At 69.9% G+C, this 16,186-nt stretch carries 18 protein-coding genes and 1 tRNA gene; 5 read left to right on the top strand and 14 right to left on the bottom strand.

Annotated features, from left to right (window positions below; genetic code table 11):
- Positions 1-47 precede the first annotated feature (47 nt).
- Positions 48-120: transfer RNA gene (locus tag M7D61_RS09590), tRNA-Glu, on the top strand.
- A gap of 326 nt (positions 121-446) precedes the next feature.
- Here M7D61_RS09590 and M7D61_RS09585 read toward each other — a convergent pair.
- From M7D61_RS09585 to M7D61_RS09560, 6 genes are all read right to left on the bottom strand, one after another.
- Positions 447-1,703: a redoxin domain-containing protein gene (locus tag M7D61_RS09585; RefSeq protein ID WP_298229907.1), complete on the bottom strand. Its 1,257-nt coding sequence runs from the start codon at positions 1,701-1,703 to the stop codon at positions 447-449.
- On the bottom strand, positions 1,696-2,547 hold the full coding sequence (locus tag M7D61_RS09580; protein WP_298229905.1) for a cytochrome c biogenesis protein CcdA: 852 nt from the start codon (positions 2,545-2,547) through the stop codon (positions 1,696-1,698). The genes M7D61_RS09585 and M7D61_RS09580 overlap by 8 nt, the downstream gene beginning before the upstream one ends.
- The gene (locus M7D61_RS09575; protein ID WP_298229903.1) at positions 2,544-3,620 is read right to left on the bottom strand and encodes a cytochrome c oxidase assembly protein; all 1,077 of its coding nucleotides are present in this window, start codon (positions 3,618-3,620) and stop codon (positions 2,544-2,546) included. The genes M7D61_RS09580 and M7D61_RS09575 overlap by 4 nt, the downstream gene beginning before the upstream one ends.
- A complete protein-coding gene (locus tag M7D61_RS09570; protein WP_298229901.1) occupies positions 3,610-4,086 on the bottom strand; it encodes a MarR family transcriptional regulator in 477 nt (158 codons plus the stop codon). Before M7D61_RS09570 ends, M7D61_RS09575 begins: the two co-directional genes overlap by 11 nt.
- Positions 4,079-4,234: a hypothetical protein gene (locus tag M7D61_RS09565; protein ID WP_298229899.1), complete on the bottom strand. Its 156-nt coding sequence runs from the start codon at positions 4,232-4,234 to the stop codon at positions 4,079-4,081. Before M7D61_RS09565 ends, M7D61_RS09570 begins: the two co-directional genes overlap by 8 nt.
- A gap of 123 nt (positions 4,235-4,357) precedes the next feature.
- Complete coding sequence (locus M7D61_RS09560) at positions 4,358-6,175, bottom strand: glycoside hydrolase family 15 protein (protein ID WP_298229897.1); 1,818 nt, start codon at positions 6,173-6,175, stop codon at positions 4,358-4,360.
- 92 nt (positions 6,176-6,267) lie between these two features.
- Here M7D61_RS09560 and M7D61_RS09555 point away from each other — a divergent pair, with 92 nt between their 5' ends.
- The 4 genes from M7D61_RS09555 (at position 6,268) to M7D61_RS09540 (ending at position 9,284) form a co-directional block, all read left to right on the top strand.
- On the top strand, positions 6,268-7,035 hold the full coding sequence (locus tag M7D61_RS09555) for an SDR family oxidoreductase (protein ID WP_298229895.1): 768 nt from the start codon (positions 6,268-6,270) through the stop codon (positions 7,033-7,035).
- A gap of 111 nt (positions 7,036-7,146) precedes the next feature.
- Positions 7,147-7,275 (top strand): hypothetical protein, encoded by a 129-nt coding sequence (locus M7D61_RS09550; protein ID WP_298229893.1) that lies wholly within the window; start codon positions 7,147-7,149, stop codon positions 7,273-7,275.
- 741 nt (positions 7,276-8,016) lie between these two features.
- Positions 8,017-8,622, top strand: a complete 606-nt coding sequence (locus tag M7D61_RS09545; protein ID WP_298229891.1) for a DUF1214 domain-containing protein — start codon at positions 8,017-8,019, stop codon at positions 8,620-8,622.
- A complete protein-coding gene (locus M7D61_RS09540; RefSeq protein WP_298229889.1) occupies positions 8,619-9,284 on the top strand; it encodes a DUF1254 domain-containing protein in 666 nt (221 codons plus the stop codon). Before M7D61_RS09545 ends, M7D61_RS09540 begins: the two co-directional genes overlap by 4 nt.
- A gap of 36 nt (positions 9,285-9,320) precedes the next feature.
- Here the strand turns inward: M7D61_RS09540 and M7D61_RS09535 are convergent, their stop codons facing one another.
- The 8 genes from M7D61_RS09535 to M7D61_RS09500 are packed head-to-tail and all read right to left on the bottom strand — an operon-like array spanning position 9,321 to position 16,110.
- The gene (locus M7D61_RS09535) at positions 9,321-9,785 is read right to left on the bottom strand and encodes a universal stress protein (protein WP_298229887.1); all 465 of its coding nucleotides are present in this window, start codon (positions 9,783-9,785) and stop codon (positions 9,321-9,323) included.
- On the bottom strand, positions 9,782-10,387 hold the full coding sequence (locus M7D61_RS09530) for a V-type ATP synthase subunit D (RefSeq protein WP_298229885.1): 606 nt from the start codon (positions 10,385-10,387) through the stop codon (positions 9,782-9,784). The genes M7D61_RS09535 and M7D61_RS09530 overlap by 4 nt, the downstream gene beginning before the upstream one ends.
- Positions 10,384-11,880, bottom strand: coding sequence for a V-type ATP synthase subunit B (locus M7D61_RS09525; RefSeq protein WP_298229883.1), 1,497 nt, complete (start codon positions 11,878-11,880; stop codon positions 10,384-10,386). Before M7D61_RS09525 ends, M7D61_RS09530 begins: the two co-directional genes overlap by 4 nt.
- On the bottom strand, positions 11,877-13,601 hold the full coding sequence (locus M7D61_RS09520) for a V-type ATP synthase subunit A (RefSeq protein ID WP_298229881.1): 1,725 nt from the start codon (positions 13,599-13,601) through the stop codon (positions 11,877-11,879). The genes M7D61_RS09525 and M7D61_RS09520 overlap by 4 nt, the downstream gene beginning before the upstream one ends.
- Positions 13,598-14,107: a hypothetical protein gene (locus M7D61_RS09515; protein WP_298229879.1), complete on the bottom strand. Its 510-nt coding sequence runs from the start codon at positions 14,105-14,107 to the stop codon at positions 13,598-13,600. The genes M7D61_RS09520 and M7D61_RS09515 overlap by 4 nt, the downstream gene beginning before the upstream one ends.
- A complete protein-coding gene (locus M7D61_RS09510) occupies positions 14,104-14,331 on the bottom strand; it encodes a hypothetical protein (protein WP_298229877.1) in 228 nt (75 codons plus the stop codon). The genes M7D61_RS09515 and M7D61_RS09510 overlap by 4 nt, the downstream gene beginning before the upstream one ends.
- The gene (locus tag M7D61_RS09505; RefSeq protein ID WP_298229875.1) at positions 14,324-14,761 is read right to left on the bottom strand and encodes an ATP synthase subunit C; all 438 of its coding nucleotides are present in this window, start codon (positions 14,759-14,761) and stop codon (positions 14,324-14,326) included. The genes M7D61_RS09510 and M7D61_RS09505 overlap by 8 nt, the downstream gene beginning before the upstream one ends.
- Positions 14,758-16,110: a V-type ATPase 116kDa subunit family protein gene (locus M7D61_RS09500; protein WP_298229873.1), complete on the bottom strand. Its 1,353-nt coding sequence runs from the start codon at positions 16,108-16,110 to the stop codon at positions 14,758-14,760. Before M7D61_RS09500 ends, M7D61_RS09505 begins: the two co-directional genes overlap by 4 nt.
- Positions 16,111-16,186: the final 76 nt, after the last annotated feature.

Here is a 16,186-nt window from a genome sequence, read left to right as displayed (position 1 = left end):
GATGATTTGGCCGGTGCTCGCGGGCTGTGAGAGGATATCCCGGCTGCGGCCCCATCGTTTAGCGGCCTAGGACGTCGCCCTCTCACGGCGGTAACGCGGGTTCAAATCCCGCTGGGGTCACGCGAGGGTTTCGGAGGAGCTTCAGCCCACATCGTGGGCGCTCCTCCGAAACCCAACACCACATCTTGTGTTTGCCTTCTTCTGGCCTGATGAGCCGCGGATTTCACACGGTTCGCCGTACTTGCGCGTAATCACGGGGGAGAACAGGGCTTCATTCTCTTTGGTGACTCTAGATAGGGGTAATCAAAGGGGCAATCGTGGGGCACTTTTGGAGTGCTTGCGGGCGTGCTTCGCGCGGCCGTCATGTGTCCACTTGGGTGGACACATGACGGCCGCCTGCCCGGCTTTGTCGCCGGGGACGTCACCAAATACGGCTCCGCGCCCCATCAGTCAGCCACTTGCGGAAGGCTCGTGTCGAGGCTGCGCAGCAGGTAATCCAATTGCCCTGTCGTGAAGGCGCCGGGGTGTCGGATGATGACCGTGCCGCGCGGGTCGAGGACGACCGTGTAGGGAAGCCCGGAGATAGCGAACCTTCCGGCAGTCGCGCCATCGCCGTCTGAGAGTAACGGGTAGGTGATGCCGAATCTCCGGGCGAAAGTCCGGCCGGCCGTCGTCTTGTCGGCGACGTCGACTCCGACGAAGGCGACCTTGCCGCCGAGCGCCCTATGTTCGGACTCGAGCGACGGCATCTCGGTGATGCAGGCGGTGCACGTACTCGCCCAGAAGTTGATCACGGTGTACTCGCCCGCGTCCGAGGCGGTGGAGAGCTCCGAGGCCGAATTGCCGAGCTCCGGAAGTTCGATCGGGGCAGGAATGGCGTTCACCTCAGTGCTTCCGGTGCCAGGCACGGCCAGGTCCTGCCCGGCGACCTGGGTGCGCTGGGCGGCGGGCAGCAGGTCGTCGGCCACCTGTGCGATGGCGTGGCCGAAGGGGGCGGTGTCGGCCGACCCGGTGCCGAACTCTCCGAGCCTGACCTCCTGGCCCTGAGGGTCGATGAAGAAGATCTCGGTGCCGTGCTCGATCGTCTTGTTCTCCGGGTCGAGTTTGATGGGCACACCGTAGTCGTCGGCCAGCGCGGAGAGCGTCGACGGGCTGGCGGTGCCGTAGTACCAGTTGCTGACCCCGCCGAGCCCGTGCTGGTCGGTCCACTGCTTCACTGTGGCCGGGTCCGGGTAGTAGGGGTTGGCGTTGATGGAGACGAAGGCGATCGTGCTCTGCGCCTTGCCGAGATCGTGGTCTGCTGCGAGCACGTCCTCGGCCAGCAACGTGCAGAGGTCGGTGCACTGGTCGTCATTGAAGGTGAGGACGACCGACTTGCCACGGAACTGGGTCAGCGTCATCGGGCGGCCGTGTTGGTCCGTGAGAGAGAATTCAGGAGCTGCGAGATCGAGCTGTTCGCTGGTGTCGAGCTGCAGCAGCGCGGCCGTCGGCCCGTTGATGCCGACGGAGTTCGTGCCGGCGGGGTTCGTACCGGCGGAGTTCGTGCCGGACGCGCTGCCGATGACGACAGCGGCGATGGCGAGTGCGACGACAACCGCGCCCGCGAGCCAGACGATCCAAGCCTTGCCACGCCTCTTGCGGGGACCCGGGCCGGGCACGACAGCTCTATCGCCGACCCCGTGAGGGCCGAAGAGGTCAGGCATCTGTTTTCTCCGATTTTCTGCTGATACGGGCCGAGACGATCGCCAGAGCCGCGAGCCCGGCGACGACGAGCCCGGCGAGCGCGAGTCCGACCGGGAGTGCCGCAGTGCTGATCCAGCTCGAAACAGCGTTCTGCACCGCTTGAACAGCGTCCACCACCCCGGAGCGTGCAGTGGGGGTCAGGATCTCGTGCCTCCAGTAATAGAGGAGGTAGGCGCCGGCGAGGGCCAGCACGACTCCCGCGACCCGAGGCAGCACCGCGGTAAGCGGGCGCAGCCGACGAACCGCGGCCGCGCCGGTGAAGGATGCCACGACACTGGCGGCGGTGACAAAGACGCCCATACCGAGGGCGTAGGCGACGAACGCCAACAAGCCTCCGAAGAACGAGGCCCGGCTGAAGACGCCGATGACGCCGGCCAGGAACAGCGGCAGCGAGCAGCTGAGGGAGCCGAGGGCATAGCTGACGCCGAAGCCGGTCATCGCCAGAGCGCCCCGACCGGCTCGGAATCCGAGCGACGGCACGTGCAGGGCGACCGTGCGTCCGATCGCGGTGATGACACCGACGACGACGAACCCGGCGCCGATGACCATCATGAGCCACGGCACCCAGTTCAGAATCGCGGAGACCGCGGACGCTGCGGCCATGCCCAAGACGGTGAAGACGACGAGAAAGCCTGCGGCCATGCAGCCGCCGGCACGAAGCCCCCTGAGGAGGCGCTCGTGCCAGCCGACGTTCTCCCCCGTCGCGAACAGGGACAGGTACGCCGGCAGCAGCGGAAAGCCGCAGGGGTTCAGCACCCCGACGAGTCCCAGGGCGAAGGCGTAGCCGACGACCGTGGAACTCAAGATCGGCCGCTTCCAGAGGGCCTGCCGTCATGAGCGGCCAAGGCAGCCAAACGGGCGTTGTACTCGTTCAACTCGGCATCGCCGTCGCGAACGGCCTTGCGGTCGGTGTTGCGAGTGTTACGGGTGTCGGCCTTCTGCCACTGACCGAACAGCACCCCTAGGACGATGAGCGTGGGGAACTCGGTGAAGCCCCACGCGATGCCGCCACCGACCTGCTGATCCGACAGCGGCGAGATCCCCCAGCCAGGGATCGGCGCGGCGTAGTAGTGCACGATGAGAGCCGCCGACATCATGACCACGACGCCGAAGAACGCGTGGAACGGAACCGTCACCGCCAGTTCGATCACGCGCAGCACCGGCTTGCTGAGCTGCCGCAGGCCCCGACCTGAGTTGCGCGGGCTCGGATCGACGCCGATCACGCCCCAGAAGTAGAGGGCCCCGATGGCGAGGAAGTGCAACAGCATGAGGTTGTGGCCCCACATCGTGCTCATCAGGTAGTCGAACAGCGGGGTGAAATACAGCCCGTAGAGGCTGAGGAGAAAGAGCCCGAGGGTGACGACGGGATGCGTGACGAACTGCGCCACGCGGCTATGCAGCACCACGAGCACCACGGCACGCACGTTGCGGCGACGACCATGGGCGGCGGGCAGAGCACGCAGCAGCAAGGTGACCGGCGCACCGAGGACGAGCAGGATCGGGGTGAGCATGTTGACGACCATGTGCTGGAGCATGTGGATGCTGAACAGCTCCATGCCATAACCGTCGAAGCCTGTGGCGGTCATGAGCAGCAGCGTGGCGATGCCTGCCATCCACCACACGGTGCGGGTGAGCGGCCAGCGATCGCCTCGCCGGTGCATCACGGCGACGGCGAACAGGTAAGCCGCGACCAGCAGCACGGCGAGAGCCGGCAGGATCGGCACCGGCTGCAGGTGAAATGCGAACAGGCGCGCCACGGTCGGCGGCGCGCTCGGCATCCACATCAGGCCGTGCATGGTCTGCATCGGCGTCCCCGAACCCGGCGGCATCGGAACGCCCGACGCTGGAAGGACACCGATGAGCAGCTCAGAGGCCAAGAGTGAGCAAGTCTTCGACCGTCGGCTCGCCCGCTGCGGCGTTGAACAGCGTGAACGCCCTTGCCACGGCTGCCCTGTCCTCGTCCGAGAGCAGGCGCAACACCTCGCGGATCTCTCGTCGACGCCGCTGTGTCACGGCTTCGACCAGGCGGCGGCCATCATCGGTGAGCTCGATGAGCACCTCGCGCCGGTTCGCCGGATTCTCGGTGCGTGTGATCCAGCCACCCGCGACCATGCGGTCGACCGAGCGGGTGAAGGTCGACGGCACGGCGCCGACGCGTTCCGCGATCGAACCGACCCTGGTCGGCCCGTCGACCGAGAGCAGTACGAGCACCCGGAACTGCGGAAGCGTGACGACCTCGAGCGCGCTCGCGACCGAGCGGGCCACCACCCCCAGCAGCGCCCGCGATGCGGTCAGTGTCGCGTCCGCCGGGTCCGGCAGGGCCGTCAGCAGCTCATCAGCCATTGGACGCCTCCTGCCGCGCGGCGAGGACGGTCGAGTCGTTGAGGTGGGTGAGGTCGATGCTGAGCACCTGTTCGTCGTCGACAGCGCTGATGCATGCCGGGTCTGTCGCAGGCAACCGTGATGCGTTGCGTTCGGGGGTGTCTGGCATGATCGACCTCCAATGTGCATTTACGAAATAATTGCATATACGCAAATGATCCGACAAGACTGACGCGATGACGTTCAGCGAGTCGTCAGCAAGCCGGGAACACCTCCGCAGAACCGTTGCGTCTCACCCGGAGACACCCCGGGTCGACCCGCTTCCCAGCAGCTGATCACTGCGGTGGGCGCGGCCGGCGTGGAGCTGCAGGGCGCTGCTCACTAGGGGGAAGTGGCTGAAGGCCTGCGGGGTGTTGCCGAGCTGGCGCTTCGCCGCGGGATCCCATTCCTCGCTGAGCAGGCCTACGTCGTTGCGCAGCGTGAGAAGCCGCTCGAAGAGCGCAGTGGCCTGCCGTCGCTCGCCGGCACTGTGGAGGGCGTCGACCAGCCAGAACGAGCAGGCCAGGAACACTCCTTCGCCCCCGGTCAGCCCGTCGTCGGCATCCGCCGTCTGATAGCGCCGCACCAGGCCGTCCTCGGTGAGGCCGTTCTGGATCGCCGCGATCGTGCCCTTCACCCGCGGATCGGTTCCCGGCAGGAATCCGAGGCGGGGGATCATCAGCAGACTGGCGTCGAGGGCCTTGCTGCCGTAGGACTGCGTGAAGGTGTTGCTCTCGGCGTCGTAACCGTTGGCGAGCACATCGGCGTGGATCTCATCGCGGAGCCGCGCCCACCGTTGCCCTGGCCCCTTCAGATGGTGGACGGCCACAGCACGGCTCATCCGGTCGGCGGCGACCCAGGCCATCACCTTCGAGTGAGTGAAGTGGCGGCGGTCGCCGCGCATCTCCCAGAGCCCGTTGTCGGGCTCCTGCCAGTGCCCCTCGAGGTGGTTCATCAGCGCCACCTGGATGTCCCAGGCGTCGCCGGTCGAGCCGAGGCCCGCCTCCCGCGCCAGGTTGAGGCCGTCGAGGGTCTCGCCCCACACGTCGAGCTGCAACTGACCGGAGGCGGCGTTGCCGGTGCGCACCGGTACGGAGCCCTCGTAGCCGGCGAGCCAGGGCAGCTCGGCCTCGGGCAGGCGCCGGGTGCCGTCGACGCTGTACATGATCTGCAGCGTGCCGGGTTCCCCCGCGACCGAGCGCAGCAGCCACTCCCGCCAGGCCTTCGCCTCGGCGAGGTATCCGGCGGCGAGAAGCGCCTGCAGAGTGTAGGTCGAATCCCGCAGCCAGCAGTAGCGGTAGTCCCAGTTGCGGGAGCCGCCGATCTGCTCGGGCAGCGATGTCGTCGGCGCAGCGACGATCGCGCCGGTGGGCTGGTATGTCAAGGCCTTCAAGGTGAGCAGCGAGCGCTTGATTGGCTCGCGGTAGGGGCCGTCGACCCGGGCGCCCTGCCCGCTCCAGCGGGTCCAGAACGCGACCGTGTCGGCCAGCGCCTTCTTGGCGTCAACCGGGCGCGGGTCCGGCTCGTGGCTCGCGCTCCAGGTCAGGACGAAGGGCACCCGGTCGCCGGCGTGGACGGCGAAGTCCGCAACTGTCGCCCAATCCTCGCCGCGGCTCGCCACCGGGCTGCTGAGCCGGATCGCGTCGGGCCCGGCGACGGCCTGCATCCGATCCGGGTAGTGGCGAACCCAGGGCACCACGCGGCCGTAGTCGAATCTCAAGCGCAGCTCGGAGCGCATCTGCACGACCCCGCTCACGCCCACGACGATCCGGACTACATCTGGCGCCTCGTCGCGAATCGGCATGAAGTCGATCACGCGGACGGTCCCGCTCTCGCTCTCCCACTCGGTCTCCAGCACCAGCGTTTCCTCGACGTACGCGCGGCGAGAGCACCTGCCCCCGCCGGCGGGGGCCAGCAGCCAGTGGCCCGCATCGCGCGTATCGAGAAGCGCGGCGAAGCATGCGGGCGAATCGAAGCGCGGCAGGCACAGCCAGTCGATCGAGCCCTCGGTGCTGACCAAAGCAGCCGTCTGCAGATCGCCGATAAGCGCATAATCTTCGATTCGGCTCATGCCCGATCATCGCATCACACACCTTTGGTTCTGATGTCGGTTGAGTAGCGTGGCCGCGAACGCACCGAATGCGGGCGTCGGAAAGGCATCCCATGCTGCTCGAGGGCAAGACCATCATCGTGACCGGCGGAAACAGCGGAATCGGCGAGGCGATCGTCCTGGCCGCCGCGGCCGAGGGAGCCAACGTGGTCGTGGACTACGTCGCGCATCCCGCGGCTACGACGAGCGTCATCGATCAGGTGACGGCCGCCGGCGGCCATGCCATCGGGGTGGATGCCGACGTATCCAGACTTGGCGACCTGTACCGGATGATCGTCGCGGCCGTCAACACCTACGGATCTCTCGACGTCATGGTCAACAATGCCGGAGTCGAGACGCGCACCTCGATACTCGAGACCACCGAAGAGCAGTACGAGCACGTGCTCGACGTCAACCTCAAGAGTGCGTTCTTCGGCACGCAATTCGCTGCGCAGCAGTTCATGAAGCAAGGGACGCCGGGCCTTGTCATCAACATCTCATCAGTGCACGAGGACTGGCCGATGCCAGGCAACATCGCGTATTGCGTCTCGAAGGGCGGCACCCGCATGCTCGCCCGGACGGCGGGCGTCGAACTCGGCCGGCATGGCGTGCGCGTGGTGAACGTCGCGCCGGGCGCAGTGGCCACCCCCATCAACGCGGCGACGATCGACGACCCGGCGACGCTCAAGGAACTTGACGCCGGCATCCCGCTCAATCGTCTCGCGCACTCATCGGAGATCGCCGATGTGGTGGTGTTCCTGGCGTCAGGCAAGTCGAGCTACATGACGGCGACGACGGTCTTCGTCGACGGCGGGATCATGCAGGGCAGCGTCGGGCTCTGACCCCGGTGTAGCAGTCCGCCGGCCCCCGGCCCGGCCAGATTGGGTGCGCAGGACGGTGTGCCGGGAAGTCTGGTCGGCAGTGACTCGCTGACGTCGCGGAAGGGCGCGCCAATGGAGAACGAATCGTTCCCAGCGACCGTCCTCGTCTACGCCGCCGCGGTGGTCGCCGCGGTGTTCTCCAATCGGCTCACCCGTCTGCTGCGGCAGTGCAACCGCGACTATCCGGTCACCCGAAAGTAAAGCAGGGGGTTGATGAGGATCATCACGGCAAACGAGCCATCAAAGCCAGGTGCGACCAATGTGACGATGACCGCCTCCCGGGTCAGGCTCGAGGCGAGTTGGGGCCGGGTGTCCAACGCTTAGCGGGCGGATATACGTAGCGCGCGATGGTAGTGCTGACCCAGCCAATGAGGAAACCGGCAAACACGAGCAGCACATGAGGGGCGACAGCAGGTTTGATCGCGAAGAAAATCGTGAGAACGATCGTCCAGGCTATGGCGAGACCCACGCTGTAAATCCAGAAGTTCCGAAGCCTGGACAACGAGAGCCCTTCTTGATCAACGCGACCCCTGAAGCTTAATCCCGTGCCCCTATCGAGCGGGGCACGGTCGGCAGCCTTCAGGGGGAGCCGTGGCCGCTCGCGCACGGGCGGGAAGATCATTTTTTTTTGGGAGAGCACCCTGCGACAGCTACGCCACCGCTCTACGCAGCACCCCGTTCTCTTACTCAAGCAGCCCGAACTGCTTCTTCGCCTCATGCAGTTCGGCGTTCGCCGTCGCAGTCGTCCCCGGCTTCACACCGTCCTCGATCTCGGGACGTCCTCGGACATGGCGTCGGCGCGATGAACATCCCCCCGCGGTCAGCCCGATCACCACAGATCAGGAGTCATCCCAACCTTCAGTAGTCCCCTACTTAGTCCTTAGTCGCCAGGTGTTTTCGGCCGGTCGAGTCCCATCGAGGTCGAAGCGCTACGTTGCGGTCGTGGGTGGCTTCTTCTCTTGGGTGGCGGGTTCGGGCGTCGTGCAGGGCGTCATCATCGGCGGCGCGCTGGCCTACCTGACGACGGTGCTGATCCTGGATGCGGTGGCGAAGGCCGAAACAGCGACCGCCAACGGCTGGAAGGCGATCCGCAGGGCGGGCCAGCCCGGTAACGGATTCTTCGTGCGCGCGGCGCTGCAGAAGGCCCTGCCGGTCGTGAACGTGTTCGAGGAGGCCGCCTACTGGACGGCGGAGGTGGACGGTTCGGGGAAGCGGCTCACCGGCGAGCGCGCCTACCGCGTGCACTTCCCGCGAGGGCAGCTTCCGCCGAACGATGCCTTCTGGTCCCTCACCGCGACCGACACCGTGGGGTACATGGTCAGCACCTCGAGCGGTCGATCCAGTGTCGACGACCACTCCGGTCTGCTGGCGAACGCCGACGGCTCGGTCGACATCCTCCTGCAGGCGCAGGCACCGAACGGAGCGACGCAGAACTGGTTGCCGACGCCGACCGGGCGGTTCAAGCTCATGCTCCGGACCTATCTGCCCGGGGCGGCGATCGTGGACGGCGGCTACGAGGTGCCGCCGGTCGTCGAGGTGCGGCCGTGAACCGTGTGATCCTCAAATACGGCTACCCGATCACCGCCGTGATCCTGGCCATCTTCGTCTGGGTCGTCTACCGACGGATCGCCGACGGCGGGGTGCAGGCGATCGTCCCGCTCGCCGTGGTGGCCGTGGTCGTCTGGCTGCTCGGGGTGTTCGTCTTCATCTGGCTCTGGCCGCGGATCACGGTCGGTGGCTTCAAGCGCGCGATCCTCCGGCACGGATTCGGCGGCGGCCCCATCCCGGTCAACACGCTCTACGCCGTTCCTCATCGCTCGTCGCAGACCGCCTCGACCGGCAGCCTGATCGCGACCGGCGCCGACGACCTGCTCTACGTCGGCGGCTGGCTCGACCTGACGGCGGGACCGCGGGTGCTGCAGGTGCCCGAGATGGACGGGCGCTACTACAGCATCCAGTTCACCGACCCGAGCAGCGGTGCGAACGTCGCCTACGTCGGCACGCGGACCACCGGAACCGGCCCGGCTGACTTCCTCCTCTGCGCGCGTTCCCGGCGGGGCGAGGCGCCAGCGGAGATGCACCGCATCGACCTGCCGGGACGCTCGGCGCTGCTCATCGGTCGGGTCTTCGCCGCCGGCGAGGACGACCGAGTCGCCGCCTATGCGCTGGCGAAGCAGATCAGACTCACGGCGCCGGGCCACTCGGAATGATCGCACTGGCGTCGGCCGAGAGTCGACCCGGATCCCTCAGCGATTCGACACGCTCGGGATCGCGGGCACGACGATGACCGGCACGTCGGCGAACTCGAGAACACGAAGCGTCCTGGAGCCGATGCCGGGGATGGTGTGTCCCGGTCGGTCGACGCGCGCCATGACGATGTAGTCGGCACCGACTTCGGCCGCCGCATCGAGGAGCGACGGTGCGACCAGGCCTCGGCGGGCCTCGGACGTGAACGGGACGCCGGCCGCAGCAGCGACGCGCTCAAGGTGGCGGAGGACGCCGTCGCGGACGAGTGGCGCGGTGTCAGCGTCGGCGCGCGCGGTTCCCGGCGGGACGCCCGGCGCGGTTCGGGAGGCCGGTGCGGCCGGCGGCTCGACGACCTCGACCGCGTGGACCCGCGCGCCGAGGGCCTTGGCGAGGGCGATGCCGCGCTCCGCCGCCGCGAAGGCCGTCGCCGAGTCATGCACGGCGACGAGGACGATGCCGCTCATTCCTGCTCCTTCCCATCCCGCCGCTCGGCCGACCAGCGGACGCGGAGGTTCTCCTCGAGCTCGAGGTCGTCGATGCGGCGGCGCAGATCGGAGAGCGAGGCCTCGAGCCGCGGCACCCAGCGGTGCGTCACGGCGCGCTCCCGCTGCCGGGTCGTCAGAAGCTCCGCGGCGATGCGGCGCACCGCCTCCTCCGACGCCGCGTGCCGGATGGCCGCCTCGGCCGCGAGGCGGTGCGCGACCGTCGCGTACGCGAGCGCGCTGCTGCCGGACACCGGTGCCGCCTCGGGCAGCACGACCTCCGCCTCCGCGGGGAAGCGGACGCCCATCGTCACCGACCAGCTCAGCTCCGCCGCGGCGGTCGGCGGCGGCGCGGCCCGCGCGATGCCCTCTGCGCCGTCGATCGCCGCCGCCCGGGCGAGCCAGCGGTCAGCCTCGCGCGCGGCCGCCTCGAATTCATCCCGTTGCCGGTCGGCGGCGAGTCGCATCCGCTCGACCTCGTCCTCGAGGATGCGGCGCTTGCGGCCGAGCAGTTCCGCGCCGCGTTCTGCGACGGCGAGGCGGGCCTCGATGCGGACGCGGTCGGCGCGGCTGGCGGGGCTCATCCTTCGGCTCCGTCCGGGATGTCCGCCGCACCGTCGGTGGTGTCCGGCTTCGGAAGGTAGCGGTCGACGAATTCGCGCGGGATCATCGTGAGCTCCCGCTTCGGCAGCACGGCGAGCGCGCGCCAAGCCCGGCCGAGCGTGTCGTTCAGGTCGCGGCGCTCGTCGTCCCGCTGCGCGAACAGCCCCCGTTCCACCGCGTCGCGGAACTCGATGAACTCGCGGTCGGTCTCGCCGAGCGCCGATTCCCCGATCAGCTCGGACAGCTCGGCGGCGCTCCGCGCCCGTGCGAGCGCCGCGATGACCTGCGCCGCGACGTCCCGGTGGTCCTCGCGCGTCCGCCCCGCGCCGGTGCCGGATCGCATGAGGCGGGAGAGCGAGGAGAGCACGTCGACGGGCGGGTAGACGCCCCGCGCTTCGACCTCCGCGGAGAGTACGATCTGACCCTCGGTGATGTAGCCGGTGAGGTCCGGGACCGGGTGCGTGATGTCGCCGCCCGGCATCGTGAGCACGGGGAGAACCGTCACCGAGCCGTCCCGCCCGCGAACCCGGCCGCAGCGCTCGTAAAGCGTCGCGAGGTCGCTGTAGAGGTAGCCGGGGTAACCGCGCCGGGCGGGGATCTCCTTCCGCGCCGCCGACACCTCGCGGAGCGCCTCCGCGTAGCTCGTCATGTCGCTCATGATGACGAGCACGTCCTGGCCGCCTTCGTAGGCGAGGTCCTCCGCGATCGTCAGCGCGATCCGCGGAGTGAGGATGCGCTCGATGACCGGGTCGTCGGCGGCGTTCAGCAGCAGCACGAGCTCGCCTGCGGCGCTGCGGTCCTCGAGCCGGTCGCGGACGAAGGCGATGTCCGGGTGCGTGAGCCCCATCGCCGCGAACACGACGCGGAACGGCCTCCCCTGCGAGCTCGCCTGCGCCGCGATCTGCGTGGCGAGCTCGAGGTGCGGCAGTCCGGCCGCCGAGAAGATCGGGAGCTTCTGCCCGCGGACGAGCGTCATGAGCCCGTCGATGACCGACACCCCGGTGAGCACCGGCTCGTCCGGGGGCTCGCGGAACACCGGGTTGAGCGGCCAGCCGGCGACCGGGGCGAAGCGCTCGCCAGTCACCTCGGGGCCGCCGTCGAGCGGTGCACCCCGCCCGTTGCAGATGCGGCCGAGCCAGCCGTCGCCGACCGGCACCTGGAGCGGCTGCCCGTCGAAGCGCACCTCGACACCGCCCGGCGTGAGCCCCGCGGTGCCCTCGAGCACCTGGACGGTCGCGAGGTCGCGGTTGACCTCGAGCACGAGGCCGTGCCGTTCCGCGCCGTCCCCGACGGAGATGCGAGCGAACTCGTCCCAGCCGACCCCGGCCGCGTCGCCGACAACGACGAGCGGGCCGCGGACGCTGCGGAGGTCGCGGTGGGCCACAGCGGCCCCGGTAAGGAGCGGGGCATCCTGGCTCGTCGCGGCAGCATCGGGTGCGGTGCCTGCGTCGGGCGTGTGCGTCTCCTCGCTCACGACGCCGTCCCCAACTCCGCGAGGAAGGCATCCCGTCGCCCCGCGATCCCCGCCGCGTCGTCCGGCCCGAACTCCTCGCGGGCTCGCAGCAGCGGTGAGAAGTCCCACTGCTCGAGCGTCGCCGCAGCGACCCCAGCGGCGACGAGCCGCTGGCATTCGTCGATCGTGTCGAGCGCGAAGCCGAGCAGGGCGGCGCTCTTCTCGGCTGAGCTCGAAGCATCGGCCGCTCCGAGCGCGTTCTGCGTCAGGACGCCCTCCTGCAGCAGCCTGCCGCCGAGCAGGATCATGCGCTCCCGGCCGGGCAGCGCGCTCGAGCCGATCACCTCGGCGAGGCCGGCGAGCCGGTCCGCCTCGGCGAGTGTGCCTATCGCCCGCGCGCGCCGGTCCGCCCAGTCCGGGTCATCGTTCGTCGCGTGCCATCGGGCGATCTCGTCGACGTCGCGCGCGAAGGAGCCGTGCCAGCTCACCGCGGGGTAGTGGCGGGCGTAGGCGAGATCGCGGTCGAGCAGCCAGAGCGCGCGGACGAAGCGCTCGGTGTTCGTCGTCACCGGTTCGGTCATGTCGCCGCCGGGCGGGGAAACGGCACCGATCACGGTCACGGCCGCCGTCTGCCCGCCGAGCGTGCGGACGCGCGCGGCGCGCTCGTAGAAGGCGGCGAGCGCCGACGCGAGCGAGGCCGGATAGCCCTCCTCGGCGGGGAGGTCGCCGTTCCGGTTCGCGAACTCGCGCAACGCCTCCGCCCAGCGGCTCGTCGAGTCGGCGATGACGACGGCGTCATGACCCATGTCGCGGTAGTACTCGGCGATCACGACGCCGGTGTAGATGCTCGCCTCGCGGGCCATCATCGGCATGTTCGAGGTGTTCGCCACGATGACGGTGCGGTCGATGAGCCGGCCGCCGTGCCGGTCGGTGAGCTCGGCGAGGCTTGTCAGGACGTCGGCCATCTCGTTGCCGCGCTCACCGCAGCCGACGTAGACGATGACGTCGGCATCGCTCCACTTCGCGATCTGCTGCAGCGTCATCGTCTTGCCTGTCCCGAACCCGCCCGGGATCGCCGCCGCCGTCCCCGCCGCAACCGGGTACAGCAGGTCGAGGACGCGCTGGCCGGTATGAAGCGGGAGGACGTCGGCGAGCCGTTCCGCGAACGGGCGCGGGCGCCGCAGCGGCCATGGCTCGGCCAATCGCACCTCGCGCCCGGCGATGCGGGCGATGGCGTCCCGCGCCGCCGTCTCGCCGTCGGCGGCGATCCATTCAAGTGCACCGGACACCCCGGGCGGGACGAGGACCCGGTGCTCCACCGCGCCTGAATCGGGAACGGTGCCGAGCACCTCGCCCGCCTCGACCTGGGTTCCCTGCGTCGCCGACGGCACGAAGCGCCAGCGTCGGTCGAGGATCGCCGGATCCTGCGTCGAGCCGGGGCGGTCCGGCCGGAGCCACTGCGGCGCACCCGAGAGTGGGCGGAGCAGACCGTCGAATGCGTTCCCGAGCAGCCCGGGACCGAGCAGTCCGCTGAGCTGCTCGCCCTCCGGTTCCGCGGCGTCTCCGGCGGCGAGTCCGCCGGTGTACTCGTAGGCCTGCAGCACGGCTGAGTCGCCGTCGATCGCGATCGTCTCCGCCGTGATGCGCGCGGGACCGAGGGTGACGATCTCGCCCATCGAGAGCCCTGGAAGCCGCTCGGCCTCGACGACCGGACCATTGACGCGTGCGATAACGCCGCTCATGACGGTCCTCGCCGCAACCAGTCGCTCGCTTCGGCGGCGAGCGCGGGAAGGCTCGCGTCGATGCGCCGGCTGCCGTCGGAGGCGACGATGCCGCCCTCCGGAGCCGTCTCGATCTTCGCAGCCGGCCCGAGCAGCGCGCGAGCCTCGGCGCGGAGGCGGCGCTCGAGCGCGGCATAGCCCTTGCCGCCGCGGAGCGAGGCGACGGCCTCCGCGACCGCGGCATCGGTCGCGGCGTCCGCCTCCGCCTGTGCTCGGAGCACGGTCTCGCGGGCGGTGCGACGCGTGCGCGCGGACCGGGCGGCTGCGACGCGGCGGCCGGCCGCTTCGCCGTCCGCACGTGCGGCGACGAGCAGTGCGTCGGCCTGCCGATGAGCGTCCGCGATCGCCGCGGCGGCATCTCGCTCGGCGTCGGCGGCGATCGCGTCGGCCTGCTGCTCGGCTGCGGCCCGCAGCGCGGCCCGCAGCGGGGCGAGTGCGGCGTCGGCGCCTTTCGGGAGCTCGCTCATGCCGGGAGCACCGTCGTGAGCCGTTCGCCGCGTCGCGCGCCGATCGCGCCGGCGGCGGCCGGCGTCAGGATGACGACGCCGGAGGCCGACGGCAGCGCGTCCCACGCCCGGCGGGCCGCGTCGGGGTCTTCCGCCGGCCGGATCGCGACCCCGGCGAGCGCGTAGCCCTCGATGCGGGCGACCTCGCCGATCGCAGCGACGCCCGCCCGCCGCAGCTCAGGCATTGCCGATCAGGATGATCGCGATGATGAGGCCGTAGATCGCGATGCCCTCTGCGAGGCCGACGATGACCATCGAACGGCCGAACATCTCCGGCCGCTCGCTCATCGCCGCGAGCGCCGCCGAGCCGGTGTACGCGACCGCGATCGCCGCACCGATCGACGAACCGGCGACCGCGATCGCCGCACCGAGTAGCGCAGCCCACGACGCGGACGGAGTCGCCGACGCGGACGCCGCCGTGGTCGTCGAGGTCGCCACCGCCGCCGCAGCGCCGGGGTGGAGCGCGGCGACGAGTGCGACGACGCCCGCGAAGGCGAGCGCCGCATTCGCCCCGAGCAGAAGGCCGAGGCCGGTGCGCCGTCGTCGGCGCAGCAGTGCCATCGAGAGGGCCGTGATGACGACGAGGAGGGCGATGGCGGACAGCCAGAGGATCACGGGATAGCCCCTTCCGGTGCGATCGGTTCAGTTGCAGTCTGCGCGGTCGCGGTTCCGACGGCGGAACCGGTCTCGGCGCCAGTCTCCTCCATGGGCAGCGCCGGCGCCCACGGCCGGAACGCGCGTCCCTCCCCGAGGAGGATCCGGGAGAACAGCTCGTAGTACTCGAGTCGGAGCGCCTGGATGCCGGCGACGAGAAGCTCGAGGCCGAAAGTGACCGCATTCCCGACGAGGAACAGCAGGATCGCGAGCGGCGCCCGCCAGTCCGCATGCCACAGGCCGGACGTTCCCTGCCAGACGACCATCGTCAGCGCCGCGTGGGTGAGGCCGAATGCGGCGAGGCGTGCGAAGGAGATGAGGTTCGAGCCGAGCCTGATGACCGTGTCGACGAGCTCGATCGCGGCCTGCATGACGCCCATCCCGCCACCGCCCGACTCGACATAGAGCCCGACGAAGATCGCGGCGAGCGCGAGCAGGCCGACGGCGCCCGCGGCGATGTCGAGCGCGACGGCGCCGAAGGTGACGCCGCCTGCGGCGAACGCGACTGCGAGGTAGAGCAGGATGCCGGCGATGCCGCTGCGGGAATACAGCGCGAAGCCCCAGCCGCCCTCGCGCACGCGGTTGATCGCGCCGACGACCATCGAGATCGCAAGCAGGGCGGCGCCGACGAGCATGCCGACGACCATCAGCGTGATCGGCTGGGCGAGCGGGTCGAGCCACAGCGTCGGGACGACGCCGGTCGGGCCGAAGAACTCGCCGTAGAGCAGGCCGACGAGCGCTGCGACGACGCCCGCCGCGATGATGAATCCGCCGAGCCGCCGGTACCGGCGCATCGGCTTGATCCAGCCGGCCGCGACCGCGACGCCGGCGAGCGCGAGGACGAGCCCGTGCCCGACGTCGCCGAACATGATGCCGAACATGAGGACATAGCTGGCCGCGGCGAGCCAGCCCGGGTCGACGTCGTCGTAGGGGACGACGCCGTAGGTGTCGACGAGGATGCGGCGCGCCGTCGGCCGCTTCGGTCCAGCGAGCTGCGTCGGCGGCTGTTCGCCGCGCGGCTGGGCGATCGGGACCGCGGCGGCGCCGATCACGTCGAGTCCGGCGCTCAGCTCGGGCAGTCGCGGCGCCGGCGTCCAGCCGACGTAGCCGGCGACCGGCCCGGAGACGACGGCGGCGCGCTCGGCACGGGCGAATTCTTCGTTCGCGGTCTCGGCGGACCCGGTCGGCAGCGCGAGCTCGACTCCGCCGTGCTTCGCGATCGCAACGAGCATCGGCCGCACCCGGTCGGCCGGGGCGACGAGTGCGACGCGCTCCATCCGCGTCGGGGTGAGGGAGCTACGCCACGACATCGAGCACCGCTCTCCCCGCACGTTCGGCCGCATCGCGACCCGGCGCCGCCGCCCGATCGGCCGCGCCGCCGTCGGC

Origin of the sequence: Gryllotalpicola sp. (assembly GCF_027352875.1) — a bacterium.
Taxonomy (GTDB): Bacteria; Actinomycetota; Actinomycetes; order Actinomycetales; family Microbacteriaceae; genus Gryllotalpicola.
This window is presented reverse-complemented; position numbering and strand designations above follow the sequence as displayed.

Bases quoted from the DNA above. Each gene is read 5' to 3' on its own strand.
- M7D61_RS09560 (WP_298229897.1), bottom strand. From the start codon at position 6,175: ATGAGCCGAATCGAAGATTATGCGCTTATCGGCGATCTGCAGACGGCT.
- M7D61_RS09510 (WP_298229877.1), bottom strand. From the start codon at position 14,331: ATGCCTGAGCTGCGGCGGGCGGGCGTCGCTGCGATCGGCGAGGTCGCC.
- M7D61_RS09535 (WP_298229887.1), bottom strand. From the start codon at position 9,785: ATGAGCGGCATCGTCCTCGTCGCCGTGCATGACTCGGCGACGGCCTTC.
- M7D61_RS09555 (WP_298229895.1), top strand. From the start codon at position 6,268: ATGCTGCTCGAGGGCAAGACCATCATCGTGACCGGCGGAAACAGCGGA.
- M7D61_RS09520 (WP_298229881.1), bottom strand. From the start codon at position 13,601: ATGAGCGGCGTTATCGCACGCGTCAATGGTCCGGTCGTCGAGGCCGAG.
- M7D61_RS09570 (WP_298229901.1), bottom strand. From the start codon at position 4,086: ATGGCTGATGAGCTGCTGACGGCCCTGCCGGACCCGGCGGACGCGACA.
- M7D61_RS09530 (WP_298229885.1), bottom strand. From the start codon at position 10,387: ATGAGCCCCGCCAGCCGCGCCGACCGCGTCCGCATCGAGGCCCGCCTC.
- M7D61_RS09565 (WP_298229899.1), bottom strand. From the start codon at position 4,234: ATGCCAGACACCCCCGAACGCAACGCATCACGGTTGCCTGCGACAGAC.
- M7D61_RS09500 (WP_298229873.1), bottom strand. From the start codon at position 16,110: ATGTCGTGGCGTAGCTCCCTCACCCCGACGCGGATGGAGCGCGTCGCA.
- M7D61_RS09585 (WP_298229907.1), bottom strand. From the start codon at position 1,703: ATGCCTGACCTCTTCGGCCCTCACGGGGTCGGCGATAGAGCTGTCGTG.
- M7D61_RS09515 (WP_298229879.1), bottom strand. From the start codon at position 14,107: ATGAGCGAGCTCCCGAAAGGCGCCGACGCCGCACTCGCCCCGCTGCGG.
- M7D61_RS09550 (WP_298229893.1), top strand. From the start codon at position 7,147: ATGGAGAACGAATCGTTCCCAGCGACCGTCCTCGTCTACGCCGCCGCG.